Source organism: Acidovorax sp. FG60 (assembly GCF_057808995.1).
The window spans coordinates 143,076-163,023 of sequence record NZ_JBMDJC010000007.1; the positions used below are offsets into that span (position 1 = coordinate 143,076).

18 protein-coding genes and 1 tRNA gene are annotated in these 19,948 nt (G+C 63.6%); 8 read left to right on the top strand and 11 right to left on the bottom strand.

The window, feature by feature from the left end; all coding sequences use genetic code 11:
- The first annotated feature begins 41 nt into the window (after positions 1 to 41).
- Together ACODS0_RS12445 and ACODS0_RS12450 are read left to right on the top strand one after the other, a co-directional pair.
- A complete protein-coding gene (locus tag ACODS0_RS12445; RefSeq protein ID WP_487256379.1) occupies positions 42 to 1,100 on the top strand; it encodes a hypothetical protein in 1,059 nt (352 codons plus the stop codon).
- Positions 1,100 to 2,083 (top strand): hypothetical protein, encoded by a 984-nt coding sequence (locus tag ACODS0_RS12450; protein ID WP_488835267.1) that lies wholly within the window; start codon positions 1,100 to 1,102, stop codon positions 2,081 to 2,083. Before ACODS0_RS12445 ends, ACODS0_RS12450 begins: the two co-directional genes overlap by 1 nt.
- A gap of 196 nt (positions 2,084 to 2,279) precedes the next feature.
- Here the strand turns inward: ACODS0_RS12450 and ACODS0_RS12455 are convergent, their stop codons facing one another.
- The 4 genes from ACODS0_RS12455 to ACODS0_RS12470 form a co-directional block, all read right to left on the bottom strand.
- The gene (locus ACODS0_RS12455) at positions 2,280 to 3,260 is read right to left on the bottom strand and encodes a Bug family tripartite tricarboxylate transporter substrate binding protein (RefSeq protein ID WP_487256381.1); all 981 of its coding nucleotides are present in this window, start codon (positions 3,258 to 3,260) and stop codon (positions 2,280 to 2,282) included.
- 85 nt (positions 3,261 to 3,345) lie between these two features.
- A complete protein-coding gene (locus ACODS0_RS12460) occupies positions 3,346 to 4,326 on the bottom strand; it encodes a Bug family tripartite tricarboxylate transporter substrate binding protein (RefSeq protein ID WP_487256382.1) in 981 nt (326 codons plus the stop codon).
- A 46-nt stretch (positions 4,327 to 4,372) separates the two neighbouring features.
- Positions 4,373 to 5,353: a hydroxymethylglutaryl-CoA lyase gene (locus ACODS0_RS12465; RefSeq protein WP_488835269.1), complete on the bottom strand. Its 981-nt coding sequence runs from the start codon at positions 5,351 to 5,353 to the stop codon at positions 4,373 to 4,375.
- Positions 5,350 to 6,555 carry a CaiB/BaiF CoA transferase family protein gene (locus ACODS0_RS12470; RefSeq protein WP_488835271.1) on the bottom strand — a complete coding sequence of 402 codons (1,206 nt, stop codon included), beginning with the start codon at positions 6,553 to 6,555 and terminating at the stop codon, positions 5,350 to 5,352. Before ACODS0_RS12470 ends, ACODS0_RS12465 begins: the two co-directional genes overlap by 4 nt.
- 405 nt (positions 6,556 to 6,960) lie before the next feature.
- Here ACODS0_RS12470 and ACODS0_RS12475 point away from each other — a divergent pair, with 405 nt between their 5' ends.
- The 3 genes from ACODS0_RS12475 to efp all read left to right on the top strand — a co-directional run bounded on the left by ACODS0_RS12475 (position 6,961) and on the right by efp (position 9,709).
- Positions 6,961 to 7,863 (top strand): LysR family transcriptional regulator, encoded by a 903-nt coding sequence (locus ACODS0_RS12475; protein WP_488835273.1) that lies wholly within the window; start codon positions 6,961 to 6,963, stop codon positions 7,861 to 7,863.
- Positions 7,860 to 9,014 carry an elongation factor P maturation arginine rhamnosyltransferase EarP gene (earP, locus tag ACODS0_RS12480; RefSeq protein WP_488835275.1) on the top strand — a complete coding sequence of 385 codons (1,155 nt, stop codon included), beginning with the start codon at positions 7,860 to 7,862 and terminating at the stop codon, positions 9,012 to 9,014. Before ACODS0_RS12475 ends, earP begins: the two co-directional genes overlap by 4 nt.
- 140 nt (positions 9,015 to 9,154) lie before the next feature.
- Complete coding sequence (efp, locus tag ACODS0_RS12485; RefSeq protein WP_008906801.1) at positions 9,155 to 9,709, top strand: elongation factor P; 555 nt, start codon at positions 9,155 to 9,157, stop codon at positions 9,707 to 9,709.
- A 132-nt stretch (positions 9,710 to 9,841) separates the two neighbouring features.
- On the opposite strand, the gene rimO is transcribed toward efp, so the two are convergent.
- Both rimO and phaR read right to left on the bottom strand, forming a co-directional pair.
- Positions 9,842 to 11,233 carry a 30S ribosomal protein S12 methylthiotransferase RimO gene (gene rimO, locus ACODS0_RS12490; protein WP_121419683.1) on the bottom strand — a complete coding sequence of 464 codons (1,392 nt, stop codon included), beginning with the start codon at positions 11,231 to 11,233 and terminating at the stop codon, positions 9,842 to 9,844.
- A gap of 177 nt (positions 11,234 to 11,410) precedes the next feature.
- Positions 11,411 to 11,971 (bottom strand): polyhydroxyalkanoate synthesis repressor PhaR, encoded by a 561-nt coding sequence (gene phaR / locus ACODS0_RS12495; protein ID WP_055402453.1) that lies wholly within the window; start codon positions 11,969 to 11,971, stop codon positions 11,411 to 11,413.
- Positions 11,972 to 12,207: 236 nt separating this feature from the next.
- Here phaR and ACODS0_RS12500 point away from each other — a divergent pair, with 236 nt between their 5' ends.
- Positions 12,208 to 13,296, top strand: coding sequence for a mechanosensitive ion channel family protein (locus tag ACODS0_RS12500; protein ID WP_488835278.1), 1,089 nt, complete (start codon positions 12,208 to 12,210; stop codon positions 13,294 to 13,296).
- An 87-nt stretch (positions 13,297 to 13,383) separates the two neighbouring features.
- On the opposite strand, the gene ACODS0_RS12505 is transcribed toward ACODS0_RS12500, so the two are convergent.
- From ACODS0_RS12505 to ACODS0_RS12520, 4 genes are all read right to left on the bottom strand, one after another.
- On the bottom strand, positions 13,384 to 13,827 hold the full coding sequence (locus tag ACODS0_RS12505) for a hypothetical protein (RefSeq protein ID WP_488835280.1): 444 nt from the start codon (positions 13,825 to 13,827) through the stop codon (positions 13,384 to 13,386).
- Between the two features lie 45 nt (positions 13,828 to 13,872).
- A tRNA-Val gene (locus ACODS0_RS12510) sits at positions 13,873 to 13,949 on the bottom strand.
- 114 nt (positions 13,950 to 14,063) lie between these two features.
- Complete coding sequence (locus tag ACODS0_RS12515; protein ID WP_431152623.1) at positions 14,064 to 16,280, bottom strand: RelA/SpoT family protein; 2,217 nt, start codon at positions 16,278 to 16,280, stop codon at positions 14,064 to 14,066.
- Positions 16,277 to 17,248 (bottom strand): alpha/beta fold hydrolase, encoded by a 972-nt coding sequence (locus tag ACODS0_RS12520; RefSeq protein ID WP_488835282.1) that lies wholly within the window; start codon positions 17,246 to 17,248, stop codon positions 16,277 to 16,279. The genes ACODS0_RS12515 and ACODS0_RS12520 overlap by 4 nt, the downstream gene beginning before the upstream one ends.
- A gap of 115 nt (positions 17,249 to 17,363) precedes the next feature.
- Here ACODS0_RS12520 and ACODS0_RS12525 point away from each other — a divergent pair, with 115 nt between their 5' ends.
- Positions 17,364 to 18,146: a 3-hydroxybutyrate dehydrogenase gene (locus ACODS0_RS12525; RefSeq protein ID WP_121506865.1), complete on the top strand. Its 783-nt coding sequence runs from the start codon at positions 17,364 to 17,366 to the stop codon at positions 18,144 to 18,146.
- Positions 18,147 to 18,267: 121 nt separating this feature from the next.
- Here the strand turns inward: ACODS0_RS12525 and ACODS0_RS12530 are convergent, their stop codons facing one another.
- Positions 18,268 to 18,981, bottom strand: coding sequence for an SIMPL domain-containing protein (locus ACODS0_RS12530; protein ID WP_488835284.1), 714 nt, complete (start codon positions 18,979 to 18,981; stop codon positions 18,268 to 18,270).
- A gap of 217 nt (positions 18,982 to 19,198) precedes the next feature.
- On the opposite strand from ACODS0_RS12530, the gene ompR reads away from it, so the two are divergent.
- Positions 19,199 to 19,930 carry an osmolarity response regulator transcription factor OmpR gene (ompR, locus tag ACODS0_RS12535; protein ID WP_010460834.1) on the top strand — a complete coding sequence of 244 codons (732 nt, stop codon included), beginning with the start codon at positions 19,199 to 19,201 and terminating at the stop codon, positions 19,928 to 19,930.
- Positions 19,931 to 19,948 lie beyond the last annotated feature (18 nt).

Consider the following 19,948-nt stretch of genomic DNA (forward strand, 5'->3'; position numbering starts at 1 on the left):
GGTATCCGTGTAAATTAACCTCCTCACAAAGAGAGGGATAAATGAGGAATCTCACCACATACAGGGTAATCGCCACTGCACTGGCTTTGCCACTGTTAGTCGCCCCATTTGGCAACGCCCAGGCGGGCGATGCCGAAGAGCGCGGCGAAATCGTCGTTCTGTTCATCAAAAACTATTCTTCGGGCGACTACGCCAAATTGGACGCTTGGTACACCAAGGCACTGCGGGAAGACGCACGCATGCCCTCCGGCGTTTACCGCGCCAACCGGTTGGTTCGATCCATAGGGTTCGGCGGGGTTTCGCCCCTGCCGCCTTGCGCCAAAGAGCCTTGCCCGCGCGTGAACGACACTTTCTGGGTCGAACACCAGCAACGGGCTCAGGCTTGGCTCGCACAGAACCCCCAGTCCACTCTGGCCGCAATGACCCTGGCCAGCGCCTACAGCAAGCAGGCGTGGGCCTATCGGGGCGGAGGCTATGCCAACACCGTGCGCGATGAGGACATGAAGAAGTTCCAGGAACTCAACCATGAGGCCCTACGCGCCCTTTTTGCGAGCGCCGAGTACGGTCGCAAGGATCCAAACTGGTGGACCCAATTACTGACCTACGCGCAGTATGGCCAAGTCAGCCGCCATGACTATGCCAAGCTGGCCCAGGACGCCATCGCCGCCTTTCCCAAAAACCACGACATCTACTTCACCATCTCGCATAGCCTGCTACCGCAGTGGGGCGGCAGCTACAAGGCAATTGCCGACCTGGCGGCGCAGGCCGTGGCGAACACAAAGACAGACGAAGGGCAGACCTTTTACGCTCGCATCTACTGGAATGTCTACGGTAGTCTAGCCCACCAGGGCGCCGCTGTATTCACTCGTCCGGACGTGGACTGGACTCGCATCCGCGCGGGCTTCGAGGACCTGGTCAAACGCTACCCGGACAACTACAACCTCAACTCATACGCCCGCCTAGCCTGCGTGGCGGCCCAGGACAAGAAGACCACCGCAGCGGTGCTACAGCGAATCGGTCAAGACGTTGTACCGGACGCCTGGGAAGGTCGCAATGAGTATGCGCGCTGCAAAAGCTGGTCGCAGGATGGAACGCCGTAATGTGGCGCTCACCACTGGCGGTGGCTGCTCTCTCTAGCGCAATGGTCGGTACGTGCGTAGCTCAACCAACCTTTCGTGATTACTTAGATGCCTACCAAAGCCTGGAGCGCCAGGAGTTCGCAGAGGTAGAGCGCCTGTATGCCATCGCATCACAACAGCCCGCCAGCAACTCCAGCCGAAATGGGGCCGAATCCTTCTTCAGCGCCCTGCGAGTAGGCAGCGGCGGCACGGGTGGCAACACGCCCAAAGCTGCAGCCGCCTGGAACCTGGCGCTGCAATGGATACAGGCTTCGCCGAATAGCGTGCCTGCCGCTATCTTCCTGGGCCGACTGGCGATGCGCGATGCCCCCGCCAACCGCGACTGGGTAGCCCAAGAATACCAGACTGCACACGCCACCAGGGCCCTGGAAGAGGTCAAAGAGCAAGGTCGCCTGGACCCGATGTGGAGTGCCACATACATCGCCCTGAAGTCCATGAGCGGAGCCACGCCTGCGCAGACGCTGGCACTGGTGAAAGCCCATCTGCCAGCCATGTCGGAGCCGGGCCAGATGTTCTTTGAAGAAGTGGTGGCCGCACTGAACCTCAAAAGCACGGACGCCGTTTCCCAGCTAAGGGAGCTATCTAACCTCGCAGTGCAACGTACGGCCAACACGCAAGGCACGGGAATGCATGCCGTGATCTACCTCGCAGCCTTCCACCACTGGCCAGCGCTGCGACTCAACCCATTCAAACCCGGACTGACAGACTGGAAAACGATAGACACATCCCTCACCGACCTCGGCAACCGCCGCCAGGACTCAATCAACCAAGTTCATCATGCCGCGCTGGCTTGCCTGGCCCAGGACCGGAAACGAGTAGTCGAACTGTTAACCGGACTACCTGAACCCAAGGGCATCAGCACATCGATATGGCGCTCATGGGGGGGCGAACCGTTCTACCAACGTTGCAAAACATGGGCGTATGGGCAACCCGTGCCCGCATGACAGCGTCCGGTAGTGCTCGAGGACAATCTGCACCACCCAATCTGCCGGGGATGCCTGATATGGACTTTTCAACGGCCCATCACGACTGCATAGCTGCTCACATCACTCGTTGAAACTGCAACAGGTGTGCAGGGAAATCGAACCATAGTTAACTTGAGAGGCAACCTTGCAGAGCAACCGGTGCTCCCAATTAAATTCACTCTGCCTCGATCTTCGAAGTCTTCACCACCGTGGCCCAGCTGGAAAGGTCCGCCTTGACCTTGTCACCCAGCTGCGCCGGGGTCTGGTAGTCAGCCGTGGCGCCTTGCTCTTGCGCCTTTTGCTGGAAGGCCGCGCTTTGCACCACGGTGCGGATGTCGGCAGTGAGCTTGTCCACCACCGGCTTGGGCACTGCAGCGGGTACAAACAACGCGAACCACGACGTGGCATCGACCTTGGGGTAACCCGCCTCGGCCGTGGTGGGCACATCGGGCAGGCTGGGCAGCCGCTGCTTGCCCGTCACGGCCAGCACGCGCAGCTTGCCGCTGGCGATGTGGGGCATGAACGGAGGCGCGGTGCCAAAAGTCAGGTCCACCTGCCCACCCAGCAGGTCCTGCAGCGCGGGGCCCGTGCCTTTGTAGGGCACGTGGACCATCTTGATGGAGCCCTGCTGCTCCAGCATGGCGCCCGTGACATGCTGCAGCGAGCCATTGCCCGATGAGGCGTAATTGAGCTTGCCGGGGTTGGCCTTGGCATAGGCCATCAGCTCAGGCAGCGTCTTCACGGGCAGGTCGTTGCGCACCACGATGATCTGCGGGGCCGAGATCACGTTGGCCACGGGCTGAAAGTCGGCCTGGTCCCACTGCTTTTGTTTGGTGATGTGGGGCGAGATGACGTGGTAGCCCGAGTACTGCATGAACACGGTGTAACCATCGGGCTCGGCGCGTTTGACGATGCTGGCGGCAATATTGCCGTTGCCACCGCCCTTGTTGTCCACGATGACCGACTGGCCCAGCACCGGCGACAGGGCCTGGGCCAGCATGCGGGCCGACAGGTCGGTGGTGCCACCTGCGGCGGTGGGCACCACCATGGTCACGGTCTTGGTAGGGTAGGCGCCTTGCGCCAGGGCAGAAGCCCAAAAGCCGGTGGCGATGGCCGCCAGGGCCAGGGACGTGAATTGCTTGCGATGCAGGTTCATGCGATGTCTCCGCTTTCTCTGTTGTTGAATGTCGTTCCGGGGCGGCGGCTGGGCAGCCAGCACCCGCCATAGCCATCTCAGGCGTTCAATCCACGGTGGCGCCGGTGTCCTTGACCACACGGCTCCACTTGGGCAGGTCGGACTGCACCAGCGCCGCCAGTTGCGCTGCCGTACCCTTGAAGGGTTCACAGCCCACGGTAGCCAGCTTGTCCACCACGTCCTTGTGCTCCAGCGCCCGGGCCACCTCGGCCTGCAGCTGCGCCACGATGGGCGCGGGCGTGCCGGCCGGGGCAAACAGCGCGTACCAGGGCGCCTGGCCAAAGCCCTTGATCGTCTCGCCAATGGTGGGCGCATCGGGCAGCGCAGCCACACGCTTTTCATTGACCACACCCAGCACCTTGAGCTTGCCCGCCTTGATGAACGCAATGGCCGACGGCAGGCTTTGCACCGACAGCGGCACCTGCCCGCCCACCACGTCGGTGGCGGCTGCGGCAGAGCCCTTGTACGGGATGTGCTGCAGCTGGATGCCAGCGGCTTTTTGCAGCATCTCGCCGATCAGGTGGTTCAGCGTGCCGTTGCCCGCCGAGGCAATCGAATACTTGCCAGGGCTGGCCTTGGCCAAGTTCACCAGCTCGGCCACGTTGTTGGCGGGAAAAGACGGGTGCGCCACCAGCACATAACCGGCCGTGGCGACAGGGGCCACGGGGGCAAAATCTTTCACCGGGTCAAAGCCGGGGTTCTTGTACAGCGCGGGGCCAATCACATGGGCGCTGTCGGCCGTCAGCAGCAGGGTGTAGCCATCGTTGCGCGCGCGGGCCGTGGTGCCCGTGGCCAGGGTGCCGCCGGCACCAGGGCGGTTTTCCACGATCACGCTCTGGCCCAGTTGCTCGCCGAGCTTTTGCGCCACCACGCGCGCAATGGCGTCGTTGGCGCCACCCGCAGCCTGGGGCACGACCACGGTGATGGGCTTGGAGGGGTATTTGTCCTGCGCGCCCGCTGCGAAGGCAGCGGAGCACAGCACGGCGGCGGTGAAGATGCGGCGGGTCAGTGGGGCGGGGAAGGTCATGGCTTTTGTCTCCTGGTGTTATGTGTGAATGCAGGCTCGCCCGCGCTCAGCGGGCCAGCGCCCTTTCACGGATCGCTTCGAAATCGGCAGGCACCGGGTGCAGCGCCAGGCGCGGACCCGCCTTGGCGATCTGGCTGGGAATGTCGTGGCCAATGAACGCAGGCAGTTGTTGCGCAGCGGCCACCAGATGCACCAGATCCACCCCGGTGTCATAGCCCATCAGCGCCAGCGCATGCACGATCTCTTCGCTGCACACATTGCCGCTGGCACCGGGTGCATAGGGGCAGCCGCCCAGGCCACCCAGCGAGGCATCGAACCGGTCCGCACCCGCGTCGATGGCCGCCAGCACATTGGCCAGCCCCATGCCGCGCGTGTTGTGGAAATGCAGGGTGAACTCCACCCCCGGCCAGCGCGCGCGGGCGGCCGCCGTGAGCTGGTGCACCTGCGTGGGGTAGGCCATACCCGTGGTGTCGCACAGCGTGATGCCGCGCACGCCCAAGTCCGCAAAACGCTGCACCCAGCCGAACACATCGGCCTCGGCCACATCGCCCTCCATGGGGCAGCCGAACACGCAGGACAGCGACACATTCACCGCCACGTTGGCGCCCTGCGCCAGGGCCACCACTTGCGCCAACGCCGCAAACGACTGTTCCTGCGTCATGCGCAGGTTGGCCAGGTTGTGCGTGGCACTCACCGACATGACCAGGTTCAACTCATCCGTGCGCGACTCGATGGCACGCTCTGCCCCTCGAAGGTTGGGCACCAACGCGGTGTAGACCGTGCCCGGGCGGCGCGTGATCTCGCGCATGACGATCTCGGCATCTTTCAGCGCGGGAATGGCGGTGGGCGATGTGAACGAAGTCACCTCGATCTTGGACAGGCCCGCTGCCGACAGCGCATCGCACAGCGTGATCTTGTCTTCAGTGGGAACGAAGGTCTTCTCCATCTGCAGGCCGTCGCGCAGGCCGACCTCCTGCATGTGGATGCGGCGATTCGCGCCTTGCCACACGGTGTTGGATGCACTCATTGAATGACCCCCTTGCTGCGCAGCAGGGCGATCTGTTCGGCCGTCAAACCCGCGTCGGCAAGCACCGCATCGGTGTCATCGCCCAGGTGCGGAGCACTGCTGCGGATGGTTCCGGGCGTGCCCGAGAGCTTGGGCACGATGCCCGGCACTTCCACGCTGTAGCCGTCGCGCGTCTGCTGCGTCAGCAGCATGTCGCGGGCGCGGTAGTGCGGGTCTTCGGCGATGTCCTTGGCGGTGTAGACCTTGCCCGCCGGCACGCGGGCGGCGCCCAGCGCGTCCAGCACCTGCTGCACGGTGCGCTGCGCGCTCCAGATGCCAATCGCAGCGTCGATCTCCTCCACGCGGGCCACGCGGCCGGTGTTGTTGGACAGGTCCGGCGCGGCGCCCAGGTCGGGCCGGCCGATGGCATCCATCAGCCGCTTGAAAATGCTGTCGCCATTGCCCGCCACCAGCACCCAGCCGTCCGTGCAGGGGTAGGCGTTGCTCGGCGCAATGCCCGGCAGCGCGCTGCCCGCCGCCTCGCGCACGGCACCAAAGGCGCTGTATTCGGGGATCAGGCTTTCCATCACGTTGAACACAGCCTCGTGCAGCGCCACGTCAATCACCTGGCCTTTGCCGCCGTTGACCTTGCGGTGGTACAGCGCCGTGAGCACGCCGATGGTGCCGTGCAGCGCCGCCAGCGTGTCGCCAATCGACACCCCCACGCGCACCGGCACGCGGCCCGGCTCGCCCGTCAGGTGGCGCAGGCCGCCCATGGCCTCGCCAATGGCGCCAAAGCCGGGCAGGTCGCGGTAGGGCCCCGTCTGGCCGTAGCCCGAGATGCGCAACATGACCAGGCCGGGGTTGATCGCGTGCAGTTCCTCGGGCGACATGCCCCAGCCTTCGAGCGTGCCGGGGCGGAAATTCTCGACCAGCACATCGGCCTCGGCGATCAGCTGGCGAGCTATTGTTTGCCCCTCCTTTTGCCGCAGGTCCAGCGCCACCGAGCGCTTGTTGCGCGACTGCACCTGCCACCAGACGGAGGTGCCTTCCTTGATCAGGCGCCAGTTGCGCAGCGGGTCGCCCGTCTCGGGCGCCTCGATCTTGATCACGTCGGCGCCAAACTCGCCCAGCGTCTTGCCGCAGAACGGCCCGGCAATCAGCTGGCCCATTTCGATGACGCGCACGCCTTGCAGTGCGGCGGGGGATGCAATGGAATCCATGGAAATGTGTGTCTCCTGCGGGCGGTGATGCTGGGCGGGAATGATGCGCACCTGCGGCCCTCCTGCAAAACGCTCAAGCAACAAGCCACCATCGCAATCCGGCATGGCAATAGTCCACTGAATCACAGAAATCAGCGGTGCGCCGGGGTTGCAGCGGGATGCGCGGCAAGGCGCCTGGGGCAGCCAAGGCAGGCCGCCTTGGCAAGCCAGGCAACGCCGGCGCGCGCTCGCTGCAACCCCGGCCCGCAGGGTGAGTGTCTGGCAAGGCCGCACTCGTCGTTGCCGTGCTCGCCGGGTGTGCAACCCGGCTCCGCCCGGCGTCTAGATTGCAGCCTTGCCAGACCCTCACGCACCGCCGATTTCTGTGATTCAGTGGACTACGCTGCTTGCTACCATCGGTGCCCCATGAAACTCGACCCCGTCTCCCTGCGCCTGTTCGTTGCCGTGATGGAAGAAAACACCATCGCCGCTGCCGCCGCGCGCGAGCACCTGGCCGCATCGGCCGTCAGCCGCCGCCTGGCCGACTTGGAAGACGCGCTGCAGGTGGCCTTGTTCACCCGCAGCAACAAAGGCACCGAGCCCACCGCCGCCGCGTTTGCGCTGCTGAACCTGGCGCGCGGTGTGCTGAACGATCTGGACGGCATCGCCACGCAGATGCGCGACTACGGCACGGGCGTGCGCGGCCATGTGCGTGTGGTGGCCAATATTTCGGCCATCACGCAGTTTTTACCCGCCGAGTTGCAGAGCTTTTTGGAGCAACACCCGCAGGTGGATGTGCGGCTGCAGGAGCAGATCAGCAGCGCGATTGCCCATTCCGTGGCCGAGAACGCCGCCGACGTGGGCATCCTCAACGAAGGCAGCTACGGCGAACGCGTGACGCTGCTGCCCTACCGCACCGACGAACTGGTACTGGTGGTACCCACCGGCCACGCGCTGGTGCGGCGCAAGTCCGTGCGCCTGGCAGACGCCCTGCCTTTTGACTTTGTGGGCGCGCACCCGGGCAGCGCCATCAACAACCAGCTGACCCGCGCGGCCGCCGAGGCCGGCCTGCCACTGCGCCTGCGCATGCAGGTGACGAGCTACGACGCGCTGTGCCTCATGGTCAACGCGGGCCTGGGCGTAGGCGTGATGCCCCGTGGCAGCGCCGCGCTGTACCGGGGCACGCTGGCCATCCGCACCGTCACGCTGAACGAGCCCTGGGCGCAGCGGCGGCTGGCGCTGTGTGTACGGTCTGAAGAATCGCTCTCCAGCGTTGCCCGGCTGCTGGTGGAGCACCTGCGCGCGCAGCCAACGGGGCCATCACCATGAGCCGCCCCCTGCCCCCGCTCCAGTGGGATGTGTTCTGCCGCGTGATCGACAACTTTGGCGACATCGGCGTGTGCTGGCGCCTCGTGGCGCAACTGGCCGCGCTGGGCCACCGCGTGCGCCTGTGGGTGGACGACGCTTCGGCCCTGCAGTGGATGGCGCCCCAAGGCTGCCCCGGCGCGGAGTTGCGCGCCTGGGGTTCGCCACCACCGAGCCCTGATGAACCCGCCCCCGATGTGATGGTGGAGGCCTTCGGCTGCGACATTGCTCCTGAATTCATAGCTTATAGCGCTTATCCATCAAGCGCTAGAGGCCAAAAATCCTCCAAACCAGTCTGGATCAACCTGGAATACCTGTCGGCAGAAGGCTATGTGGAGCGCAACCACAGGCTGCCGTCACCCATCCTGTCCGGCCCCGCCGCAGGGTGGACGCGCTGGTTCTTCTACCCTGGCTTCACGCCCGGCACGGGCGGCTTGCTGCGCGAACCCGACCTGATGGCAAGGCGCGAGACGTTTGACCGCAGCGCCTGGCGTGCAGAGCACGCCGCCGTCTTCGGGCTGGGCGATGGTTGCGCCGAGCAGCGCTGGGTTTCGCTGTTCTGCTACGAACCCGCCGCCTTGCCGGAGCTGCTGCGGCACAGCCAGACACGGCCCACGCAGTTGCTAGTGACTCCGGGCCGCCCCACGGCTGCCGTGCGGGCTACATTGGCTGAGGGTTGTGATCAAAATATCGGTCAAATGGGCCTCCAGCGCTTATCTGACAAGCGCGAGCAGCTATCAATTTCATATCTACCCCACCGCCCCCAGCCAGCGTTTGACGAGATGCTCTGGGCCTGTGACTTCAACGCCGTACGCGGCGAGGACTCGCTGGTGCGGGCGCTGTGGGCGGGCCAGGCGTTTGTGTGGCAGATCTACCCACAGCACGACAACGCGCACCACGACAAGCTCTGGGCGTTTCTGGACTGGCTGCAGGCCCCCGCATCGCTGCGGCAGTTCCACGCGACCTGGAACGGACTGGACGCCGAGCCGCTGCAATGGCCCAGCGACGACACCCTGGCCGAGTGGACGGCCTGCACCCAGGCCGCCCGTGCGCGCCTGCTGACACAGGACAACCTCGTCGCACAACTTTTGGGCTTTGTCGCCGAAAAACGGTAAAATCCGAGGCTTTGCGCAAATCAGGTACGGCACAGCAGTGCCACCACCCCGCGCACTTTCGCCGCAGAACATGCACCGGCGCGCAAACCAGGCGGTTTGCCAGCCCGCGCGTTGAGCGGCCCCAACCCAAGCAACTTGCTATGAAAATCGCTCAAGAAATCCGCGCCGGCAACGTCATCATGCACGGCAAGGACCCCATGGTGGTCCTGAAGACCGAATACGCCCGCGGCGGCCGCGGTGCAGCCACCGTGCGCATGAAGCTCAAGAGCCTGATCGGCAACTTCGGCACCGAAGTCGTGTTCAAGGCCGACGACAAGATCGACAACGTGATCCTGGACAAGAAGGAGTGCACCTACTCCTACTTCGCCGACCCCATGTACGTGTGCATGGACACCGAGTACAACCAGTACGAAGTGGAAGCCGAAAACATGGGCGACTCGCTGAACTACCTGGAAGACGGCATGACCGTGGAAGTGGTGTTCTACGACGGCAAGGCCATCTCGGTCGAACTGCCCACCAGCGTCGAGCGTGAAATCACCTGGACGGAACCCGCCGTCAAGGGCGATACCTCCGGCAAGGTCATGAAGCCTGCCAAGATCGCCACCGGCTTTGAAGTGCCCGTGCCCCTGTTTGTCAGCCAAGGCGACAAGATCGAAATCGACACCCGCACCGGCGAATACCGCAAGCGCGTGTAAGCTGCCCTGCGCAGTTCTCCCTTGCGGGAGAACGACCACAAAAAAGGCTTCCCCTGGGAAGCCTTTTTTCATGGTATTTTTAGCCGCCAGCGCTTATCTACAAAGCGCAGATAGCTATCAATTACATAGCTATCAAATGGGTTGCGCCACCAGATCGTGCCCACGCACGCCGACAATGCGCGCCTTGGTGAACTCGCCCACCTTCATGGTCTTGCTGATCTTCTCGGGCGGCAGCAGCTGCACGGTGCCGTCGATCTCGGGCGCATCCGCATAGGTGCGGCCCACACCGCCCTTGCGGCCCAGGCCAGGCGCTGAATCCACCAGCACCTGCATGGTGGCGCCCACGCGGCGCTGCAGCTTGGCAATCGACACCTCTTCGGCCACTGCCATGAAGCGGGCACGGCGCTCTTCGCGCACTTCCAGAGGCAACATGCCCGGCAGCTCATTGGCAGCAGCACCTGTCACATCACTGTAGGCAAAGCAGCCCGCACGGTCGATCTGCGCCTCGCGCACAAAATCGAGCAGGTGCTGGAACTCTTCTTCCGTCTCGCCAGGGAAACCGGCGATGAAAGTGCTGCGGATCACGATCTCGGGGCAGGCCTCGCGCCAGCGCAGGATGCGCTCCAGGTTGCGCTCGCCGCTGGCCGGGCGCTTCATGCGCTTGAGCACGTCGGGGTGGCTGTGCTGGAAAGGCACATCCAGGTAGGGCAGCACGCGGCCCGTGGCCATGAGCGGGATCACCTCGTCCACGCTGGGGTACGGGTACACGTAGTGCAGCCGCACCCAGGCGCCGTAGGGCTCGGCGATCTCGCCCAGCGTCTGCACCAGCTCCAGCATGCGCGTCTTGACCGGCTTGCCGTCCCAGAAGCCGGTGCGGTACTTCACATCCACACCGTAGGCCGACGTGTCCTGGCTGATGACCAGTAACTCCTTGACGCCACCTTCAAACAGGGCCTTGGCCTCGCTGAGCACATCGCCAATGGGTCGCGACACCAAGTCGCCGCGCATGGACGGGATGATGCAGAAGGTACAACGGTGGTTGCAGCCTTCGCTGATCTTGAGGTACGCATAGTGCTTGGGCGTGAGCTTGATGCCCGCAATACCAAAGCTGCCCGGCACCAGGTCCACAAACGGGTCGTGCGGCTTGGGAAGGTTCAGGTGGACGGCATCCATCACCTCTTGCGTGGCATGCGGACCGGTTACGGCCAGCACGCTGGGGTGCATCTGGCGCACCATGTTGCCGCCGTCGTCGCCCGTGCGGGCGCCCAGGCAGCCGGTGACGATGACCTTGCCGTTTTCGGCCAAGGCTTCGCCAATGGTGTCCAGGCTTTCCTTGACGGCGTCGTCAATGAAGCCGCAGGTGTTGACGATGACCAGGTCCGCGCCCTGGAAGGTCTTGGAGGTTTCGTAACCCTCAGCGCTCAGCTGCGTGAGGATCAACTCGGAATCGGTCAGCGCCTTGGGGCAGCCCAGGCTGACGAATCCGACTTTGGGTGTTTTGGTGGGGGCAATTGCTTCGCTCATATCCCCGTATTGTCCCAGTTCCGGCATCAGACCGGTGGGACGGGCAATTGCCTGCAATGCTTGCGACTCGCCGCGACCTATGAAACTGGCACGATCCTAGGCCAGCGGCCGTCGCGCAAGGGCCGCCGCGCTGGCGGCGTCCCCCTGGGGGGAAGCCGCGAAGCGGCTCCGGGGGGGCTACCGCTTGAGTCCAAACGCGCCCAGCATCTGCTCCGTCTGCTTTTGCATCTGCTCCTGCATCTGCGTGAGCATGGACTGCGACTGCTCCACATAGTTGCCCATCATGCCCTTGAGCATGGGCGATTGCAGGCTCATGAACTGGGCCCACATCTCTGGCGTCACACTCTGCGACTGCTCGGCCAGCTTGGCCTGAACGTCGGTAAACGCCTGTACGTTCTTCTCCAGGTACGCGCCCATGAAACCCTGCATGGCATGGCCATAAAAACGGATGATGTTGGCCAGCACCGCCTCGGTAAACATGGGTGCGCCACCGGCCTCTTCTTCCAGAATGATCTGCAGCAGAATGCTGCGCGTGAGGTCTTCGCCCGTCTTGGCGTCGCGCACTACCACCTGCTGGTTGGCCATGACCAACTGGCGCACCTCGGCCAGGGTGATGTAGGTGGAGGTGTCTGTGTCGTACAGACGGCGATTGGGGTATTTTTTGATGACACGCTGCGCCGACTTGGGCGCGGCACTTTTCTGTTCGGACACGACGAACTCCTCGGGCTGGAAGCCCATGTATTGCAGTGCAGCACATTCTAGGGAACGGGCAGCCCGGCACCAGCAAAGGAATACCCTGATGACTAGCTGCGCGCCACTGTCGCCGGGGTGACACTTTCCAGACCCGGTAGCGTCACCACGCTAGGCGCAGCCGTCACAGGCCTGCACCAGCCCATCCACCGATGCGGCGCACCGTCTGACAGCTGAATACGTTTGCCGGTGCGATAGTGGGCGTTTGCCCTCTTTTCCACACGATGCTCGAAAGTTTGCAACTCTCCCCCTGGCTCGCTACAGCAGTAGCGGCCTTGTTTGCCACGACCTTGGCAGCCATCGCCCATCGGATGATCGCCATCATCCTGCGCCGCGCAACAACCCCCCTCCCAGTGGTGCATACCGTGGTGCTGGCATGCATACCGGTCATGCGGATTCTGCTTCCGTTGATCGCGCTGCAACTGGTGTGGCAAGCCGCCAGCGATGATCTGCCGTACATCGGCGGTATCCGCCATCTCAACGGCCTGGCGGTGATTGGCGCGGCCTGCTGGCTGCTGATTGCGGCGATTGGCGGCCTGGCCAATGGCGTCATTGCCCAACACCCGGCAGATGTGGAAGACAACCTCACGGCCCGACGCATCGCCACCCAGGCACGCGTGCTGTCGCGCACGGCGATGACGGGTGTGGTGATGGCGGGCCTCGCACTCATGCTCATGACTTTTCCAGGGGCCCGGCAAGTAGGCGCCAGTTTGCTCGCGTCGGCCGGGGTGGTGGGGATCGTGGCGGGCATTGCAGCGCGCCCGGTCTTCAGCAACATGATCGCCGGCCTGCAGATCGCGCTGGCCCAGCCCATCCGTATCGACGATGTGCTCATCGTCGAAGGGGAATGGGGACGGGTAGAAGAAATCACCAGCACCTATGTGGTGCTGCGCATCTGGGACGAGCGGCGCTTGATCATCCCGCTGCAGTGGTTTATAGAAAACCCGTTTCAAAACTGGACACGCACCAGCTCTGAAATCCTGGGAACCGTTTTCCTGTTTGCCGACTACCGCCTGCCGCTGGACCCGCTGCGGGCCGAATTGCAGCGGGTGCTGGAAACCGCACCAGAGTGGGACAGGCGAGTGAACGTGCTGCAGCTCACCGATGTGACCGAGCGCACCATCCAGATTCGCGTGCTGGTCTCCGCGCGATCATCCGGACTAGCGTTCGACCTGCGGTGCCGGGTGCGCGAAGCACTGGTGACCTTCATTCAACGCGAATACCCGGACTGCCTTCCACAAGTGCGTGTGCCTGCACAGGGGGCTGAAGCACCGACGAGACCACTCGAGCAAGAGCCCCCGTTGAAGGCCTGAGCCAAGGCAGCGCTATCGATGCACCCACAAGAAGCCCCGCCGGATTTCTCCACGGTAGCAACCATGCCGGAACATGGGCATTCTTCCTCAATAGCCCATCTTGAAGTACGCCACGGCAAGCACCGCAACGATGGCGGCGAGAGCAGCAAGCCAGAAGATCCGGATGTCGTACAGACCCAGTTCAGGATCAGTGTCCACAAAACCCTGATGGACACTTGAAGAATTGGATGGGGTGTTCATGGTGGCATCCCTTCTCTTTGAAGCCACCAAAGTTATCGCGACCCCGTGCGTCTTCGTGTCAGACAAAAACCAATTCAGTGATTTGCCGCCAGGCACGCAGGCGCCGTCACCCTCGGTGAACCCAATGGGTGCAAGGAGCCAACAAAGAAGTTCGTCGGTATCCCCAGGGCGATGAACGACCGCGACGCCCGACATCGCATAAAAAAGAGGACTGATTCGAGCGCGACCAAAGAAAAAGCCACCTGTAAAAAGGTGGCTTTGTGCTTTTTGAAACCTGGTCAAGGTTTTCACAAGTTTTTCAGTGGTCTGAAAGCTGGTTTCTTTCAGGAAAAAACTTGGTAGGCGCGATTGGACTCGAACCAACGACCCCCACCATGTCAAGGTGGTGCTCTAACCAGCTGAGCTACGCGCCTGTCGTTGTTTAGACCACGATTATAGCCATAAAAATCGGGTGCTTTGCTCAAAACAGCACAGCAAACGGCAAAGAGATGTTCGTGGTTCTTGTTCCATGCCTACGGACCCGCTACTCAGCGCCTGCGCGCGGAGCGCACACCGGGCACGCCGGCCACGATGCCCAACACCTTGTTCAGCCGGCCCGAATCGGCAACCTCCACCGTGAAGGTCATCCACGCCGTGCCTTTCACCGACTGCGTCTGCACGCCGATCACATTGGTCTTCTCGCGCGCAAAGACTTCGGAGATATCGCGCAGCAGGCCCTGGCGGTCGGCGGCTTCCACGGCGACGTCCACGGGGTACACGGCAGCCAGTGCAGCCGATTTGGAGGTGGAGCCCCACTCCACATCGATCACCCGCTCAATGCTGCGTGCAGCCATTTCGCGGAAGTTGCTGCAGTCGGCCCGGTGCACGCTCACGCCCTTGCCCCGCGTGACAAAACCACGGATCAGGTCCGGAGGGGCTGGCTTGCAGCACTTGGCCAGCTGGGTCATCAGCGAGTCAATGCCCACCACCAGCACACCGCCCTTGGGTGCGGCATCGTTGGTGCGTGTTTTCTTGAGCAACAAATAGTCGTCGGGCTGCAAAACCGGCTCGGGCGGTCGCAGCACCGTTTCGATGTTGCGCAGCGAGAATTCATCCTTGCCCACCACTTCGAACAAGGCATCGGCGGACTTGAAGCCCAGCTGCACCGCCAGATCGTCGAGCTTGATGGCAGTCTTGCCCTCGCGCTGCAGCAGCTTTTCGACCGCCTCACGCCCACGGGCCACGGTTTCGTGCGTGGCCTGGGCGTTGAACCAGGCTCGCACCTTGGCTTTGGCGCGGTTGCTGGTGAGGTAGCCCAGCTCAGCATTGAGCCAGTCGCGTGAGGGGCGGCCTTCCTTGACGGTGGATATCTCCACCGTCTGTCCGTTTTGCAGCGGTGTGTTGAGCGGCACCATCGCACCGTCCACCCGGGCGCCCCGGCAACGGTGCCCGACACTCGTGTGCACGGCATACGCAAAGTCCACCGGTGTGGCGCCCTGGGGCAGCTCCACCACAGCAGCATCTGGGGTCAGCACATAGATGCGGTCTTCAAACAGGCCCCGGTTGGGCAAGGCACCCGACAGATCGCGCTCCCAGGCCAGCAACTGGCGCAGCACCGCAATCTTGGCGTCGTATTCACCGGTGGCCGAAACCCCTGCATAGCCCTTGCTGCCTGCCTCTTTGTAGGCCCAATGCGCCGCCACTCCGTGCTCCGCATGGTCGTGCATGGCCTGGGTACGGATCTGGATCTCGATGGGCTTGCCGTTGTCGTCGCGCACGATGGTGTGCAGCGACTGGTAGCCATTGGGCTTGGGCTTGGCGATGTAGTCGTCAAACTCCTCCACGATGGGCTTGAACTGCTCGTGCACCCAGCTCAGGGCCGCGTAGCAGTCCTTCACCGTGGGCACCACCACGCGCAGCGCGCGGATGTCAAACACCTGGTCAAAGTTGAGCGACTTGCCGCGCATCTTCTTGACGATGCTGTAGATGTGCTTGGGGCGCCCCTGCACGCTGGCGCTGATGCTGCGTGCGCGCAGGTCGGATTCAAGCCGCGCGCGCAGCTGCTCCATGTACACCTCGCGCTCGCCCCGCTTTTCGTCGAGCAGGCGGGCCACTTCCTTGTAGGTGTCAGGCTCCAGGAAGCGAAAGGACAGGTCCTCCAGCTCCCACTTGACCTGCCAGATACCAAGGCGGTTGGCCAGCGGTGCAAACACCTGCAGCGACTCGCGCGCCAGGCTGGGCGATACGGGGCGCTTGCTGGCCGCATGAAAACGCAGCGTCTGCAGGCGCGAGGCCAAGCGCAGCATCACCACACGCAGGTCGCGCGAGAAGGCGAGCAGCATCTTGCGCACGTTCTCGGTCTGCACGGCGGGGTCTTCCAGGTGCTCTGCGGTGCGGGCCTGCTGCTGCACGCGCATGAGCTTGGTGGTCTCTACCGCCAGCGCGGCAAAGTTGGCACCAAAGGCCTTGGCGATCACCTCTTCAGGCTTGTTCAGATGAATGCACGCATGCACCAGGTAGCTGGCGGCCTGCATGGCCTCCGAGCCGCCAATGCCCTTGAGGATGGCAGCCACGGCATCGGCGTGGGCCAGCGTGTTTTCGCCGGAATCCAGCGTTTCGCCAGCCATCAAGGGCTCGGCAAACGCGCGCGCACGCGCCAGCGCGTTCACCTGCTCAGGCAGGGTGTGTGCGGTAGCGGCAATGAGCTGGGGGACAGCGTCGGCCTGGGGGGTGTGGGACGCCTGTGCGGGAGGGTAGGTTTTCATCCGGCCACAACACCTTCCGCCGAAAGCAAAAAGCCGGTGACCGCAGCCACCTGATCGCCCGCCACCAGCGTGGGAGCATGCCCCACGCCTTCAAATTCGACCACGTGTGCCCGGGGCCCGCGCTGCGCCATGGCCTGCGCGGTTTCGCGAAAGAGCAGGTCAGACTGTGCACCTCGCAACAGCAAGGTGCGGGCCGTGATGTGGTCATACTGTTGCCACAGCATGGCCTCACCAGCCACTGCGGACTCTTGCGTGAGTGTTTTGAACGGCACCGCGATGGCCGGGTCATAGTGCAGCGTGATGCCACCACCGGCAGATTCCGGCAACGCGCGCACCATGGCACGCGACAAGTCCAGCCACTGCTCGGGTGTATGGGGGCCAAAGCTGGTGGAAATCGCCCACATGGCGTCGGCCGCCTGCTGGAGCGACTCGAACCGCGCCTGTTGCCCCAGGTACAAGCCGATGCGCTGCAGGGCCTCCCACTGGATGACGGGGCCCACGTCGTTGAGTACCAGCCTGCGCACAGGCACCGGCAAAGGCAGCCCCGGCTGGCCCGCAATGCCCATGCCAATGAGCCCCCCCATGCTGGTGCCCACCCAGTCGAGGGTGGTGATGGGTGCCTGCTGGTGCACCTGGGCCAGCATGGCCAGCATGTCCGCGGCGTACTGGGGAATCTGATAGCCCATGGGGTCAGCCAGCCAGTCGCTCTGGCCGCGCCCGACCACGTCGGGGCAGATCACGCGGGCATGCTGGCTCAACGCACGGGCCAGGGTGTCGAAGTCGCGCCCCTGGCGCGAGAGGCCATGCACACAGACCACCACATGGGGATGCGCCGGGTTGCCCGTGGCATTCCACTCCCAGTAAGCCATGCGATGGTGTGTAGCCGCAGATGCGGAGGAGTTACCGGAAGACACCACAGGCGCCCCCGGGCCAGGGCACAGTACGTAGTTCAGCGTAGGTTCAATCATGGGTGCGAAATCCGGGGGCAGCGCTCGATAATGCAGGAGCCGTCGGCACCCATTGTTCGTTCATGCGTGCCGACTTTTTCTTGCGTTGCATCGTAATTCATTCGGAGAGACTCACATGCTGAAAGGCAAAACCGCCCTCGTCACCGGCTCCACCAGTGGCATTGGTCTTGGCATCGCCAAGGCGCTGGCCCGCCAGGGTGCCAACATCGTGCTCAATGGCTTTGGCGATGTGGATGGCCCCCGCGCCGAAGTGCTGGCAGCTGGCGAAGCTGCTGGCGCCAAAGTGGGTTACCACGGTGCAGACATGAGCCGGGTGGCCGACATCGAGGACATGATGAAGTACAGCGCCGCGCAGTTCGGGCGCGTGGACATCCTGGTGAACAACGCAGGCATCCAGCACGTGGCCAATGTGGAAGACTTCCCCGTGGAGCGCTGGGATGCAGTGATCGCCATCAACCTCACAAGCGCCTTTCACACATCGCGCCTGGCGCTGCCGGCCATGAAGAGTGCCAACTGGGGCCGCATCATCAACGTGGCATCGGTGCACGGCCTGGTGGGCTCGGCACAGAAGGCTGCGTACGTGGCGGCCAAACACGGCATCGTGGGTCTGACCAAGGTGACGGCGCTGGAGAACGCCACAAGCGGCGTGACCTGCAACGCCATCTGCCCTGGCTGGGTGCTGACGCCCCTGGTGCAAAAACAGGTGGATGCCAAGGCGGCCGAACACGGCCTGTCGAACGAAGACGCCAAGAAGCTGCTGCTGGGCGAAAAAGAGCCGTCCATGCAGTTCACCACGCCCGAAGAACTGGGCGAGCTGGCTGTGTTCTTCTGCTCCCCCGCCGCCAACAATGTGCGTGGCGTGGCATGGAACATGGATGGCGGCTGGGCAGCGCAGTGAGAAAGCACGCGCGAGCGTCTGATCGCTGGTGGCATGCCAGCACAGGCGCCCGGTAAACTGCAAAACTGATAGCTGCCAGCGCTTACCAGATAAGCGCTGGCGGCCAATATTTCCTAAAAAATCAGCGCATCTGCACCGAACCCGACACGTTCACGATGACCTGGGCCTTGCCCGCTTCGACCGGCACGGCGGAATCAGAGAACGAGCCCGCCTTGGCCTCCATGGCCATCATGCGCGGACGTGGCCCGGGCACCATCTCATTGCTGTTCACCGCCACCTCGCGCAGGCTGTAGTTGCTGAAGCCAAAACCCTTGGCCAGTTCGGCCGCGCGTGCCTTGAACTGTTCGATGGCCTGGGTCTGGGCTTCGCCCTCCACCTTGGCCCGGGCCTCGCGCGACAGGCCGAAAGCCACATTGCTGATGGCCAGCGTCTGGATCTTGCCGGCCGTGGCCGTGATGCGCGCGAAGTCGCGGCCTTCCAGCACCAGCTCGGCACGACCCTGCCAGCCGTTGATCTTCCCGTCCTTGCCATAACGCGGGTACAGCCCGAAGGGGCCGGTACGCACATCGAGCTGTCCGGGCTGGGCGTTGCGCTTGGCTTCGGCCAGGGCTGCGTCCAGCGCCTGCTTGAGCTGTGTCTGTACTGTGGCGGCGTCGGCAGCCTCCTTGCTGGTGGCAAGGTTGAGCACCAACAGGTCCTGCTGCACCTCCACCGTGCCCGTAGCCGACAGCTGCACGACATTGCCCAGCTCGGGGGGGGGAGAATTTTGAGCAAAAGAGGCACCAGCGCAAGCAATCAAAACGCCAGCAGCTATCAATTTAGTAGTAATTTTCATCACAAAGGTGTCCTTGATATCGGTGCACGGCCCGGGGCCGGGCCATGCGGGGCACCACCTTAACCGCACTGCCCATGCGTTGCGATGAAGCCCCTCCACCGCGCGTGCGAAGCTGGGCAAAACTTGTAACAGTTGGTCAAACCCAGCCCCAAAACCCGAACTTCGGCGTTCCAAGTGGTCAGAATCGGCTCTGTTACAAATTGGACTTGGGATCAAGATGGCCACAACAACCAATCGCACCGACAAAGTTCTGGTGGTGGACGACGATGCACGAATCCGTGATCTGCTGCGCCGCTACCTCACGCAGGAAGGCTTTGAAGTCATGGTCGCCGAAGACGGCAAGGCGCTTAACCGCCTTCTGCTGCGCGAAACCGTGGACATCATCGTGCTTGACCTGATGATGCCGGGCGAAGACGGGCTTTCCATCTGCCGCCGCCTGCGTGCCGCCAATGACCGCACCCCCATCATCATGCTCACCGCCAAAGGCGAGGACGTGGACCGCATCGTGGGCCTGGAAGTGGGCGCCGACGACTACCTGGGCAAGCCCTTCAACCCCCGCGAACTGTTGGCCCGCATCCACGCTGTGCTGCGCCGCCGCCCCGCACAGGAAGCGCCTGGCGCCCCCTCGGGCGACAACGAGGTCGTGACCTTTGGTCCCTTTACCTTCGACCTGGGCACCCGCGCACTGCAGCGCAATGGCGAAGAACTGCCCCTGACCACCGGCGAATTTGCCATGCTCAAGGCGCTGGTGCGCCACCCACGCCAGCCCCTTTCGCGCGAAAAGCTGGCCCTGCTGGCCCGTGGCCGCGAGTTTGAGCCGTTTGACCGCAGCCTGGACGTGCAGGTCTCGCGCCTGCGCAAGCTGGTGGAGGTGGATGCCGCCGCCCCGCGCTACATCCAGACCGTGTGGGGGGTAGGCTACGTGTTCGTGCCGGACGGAACCAGCTGACCCCTCTTTCCTTGCCTG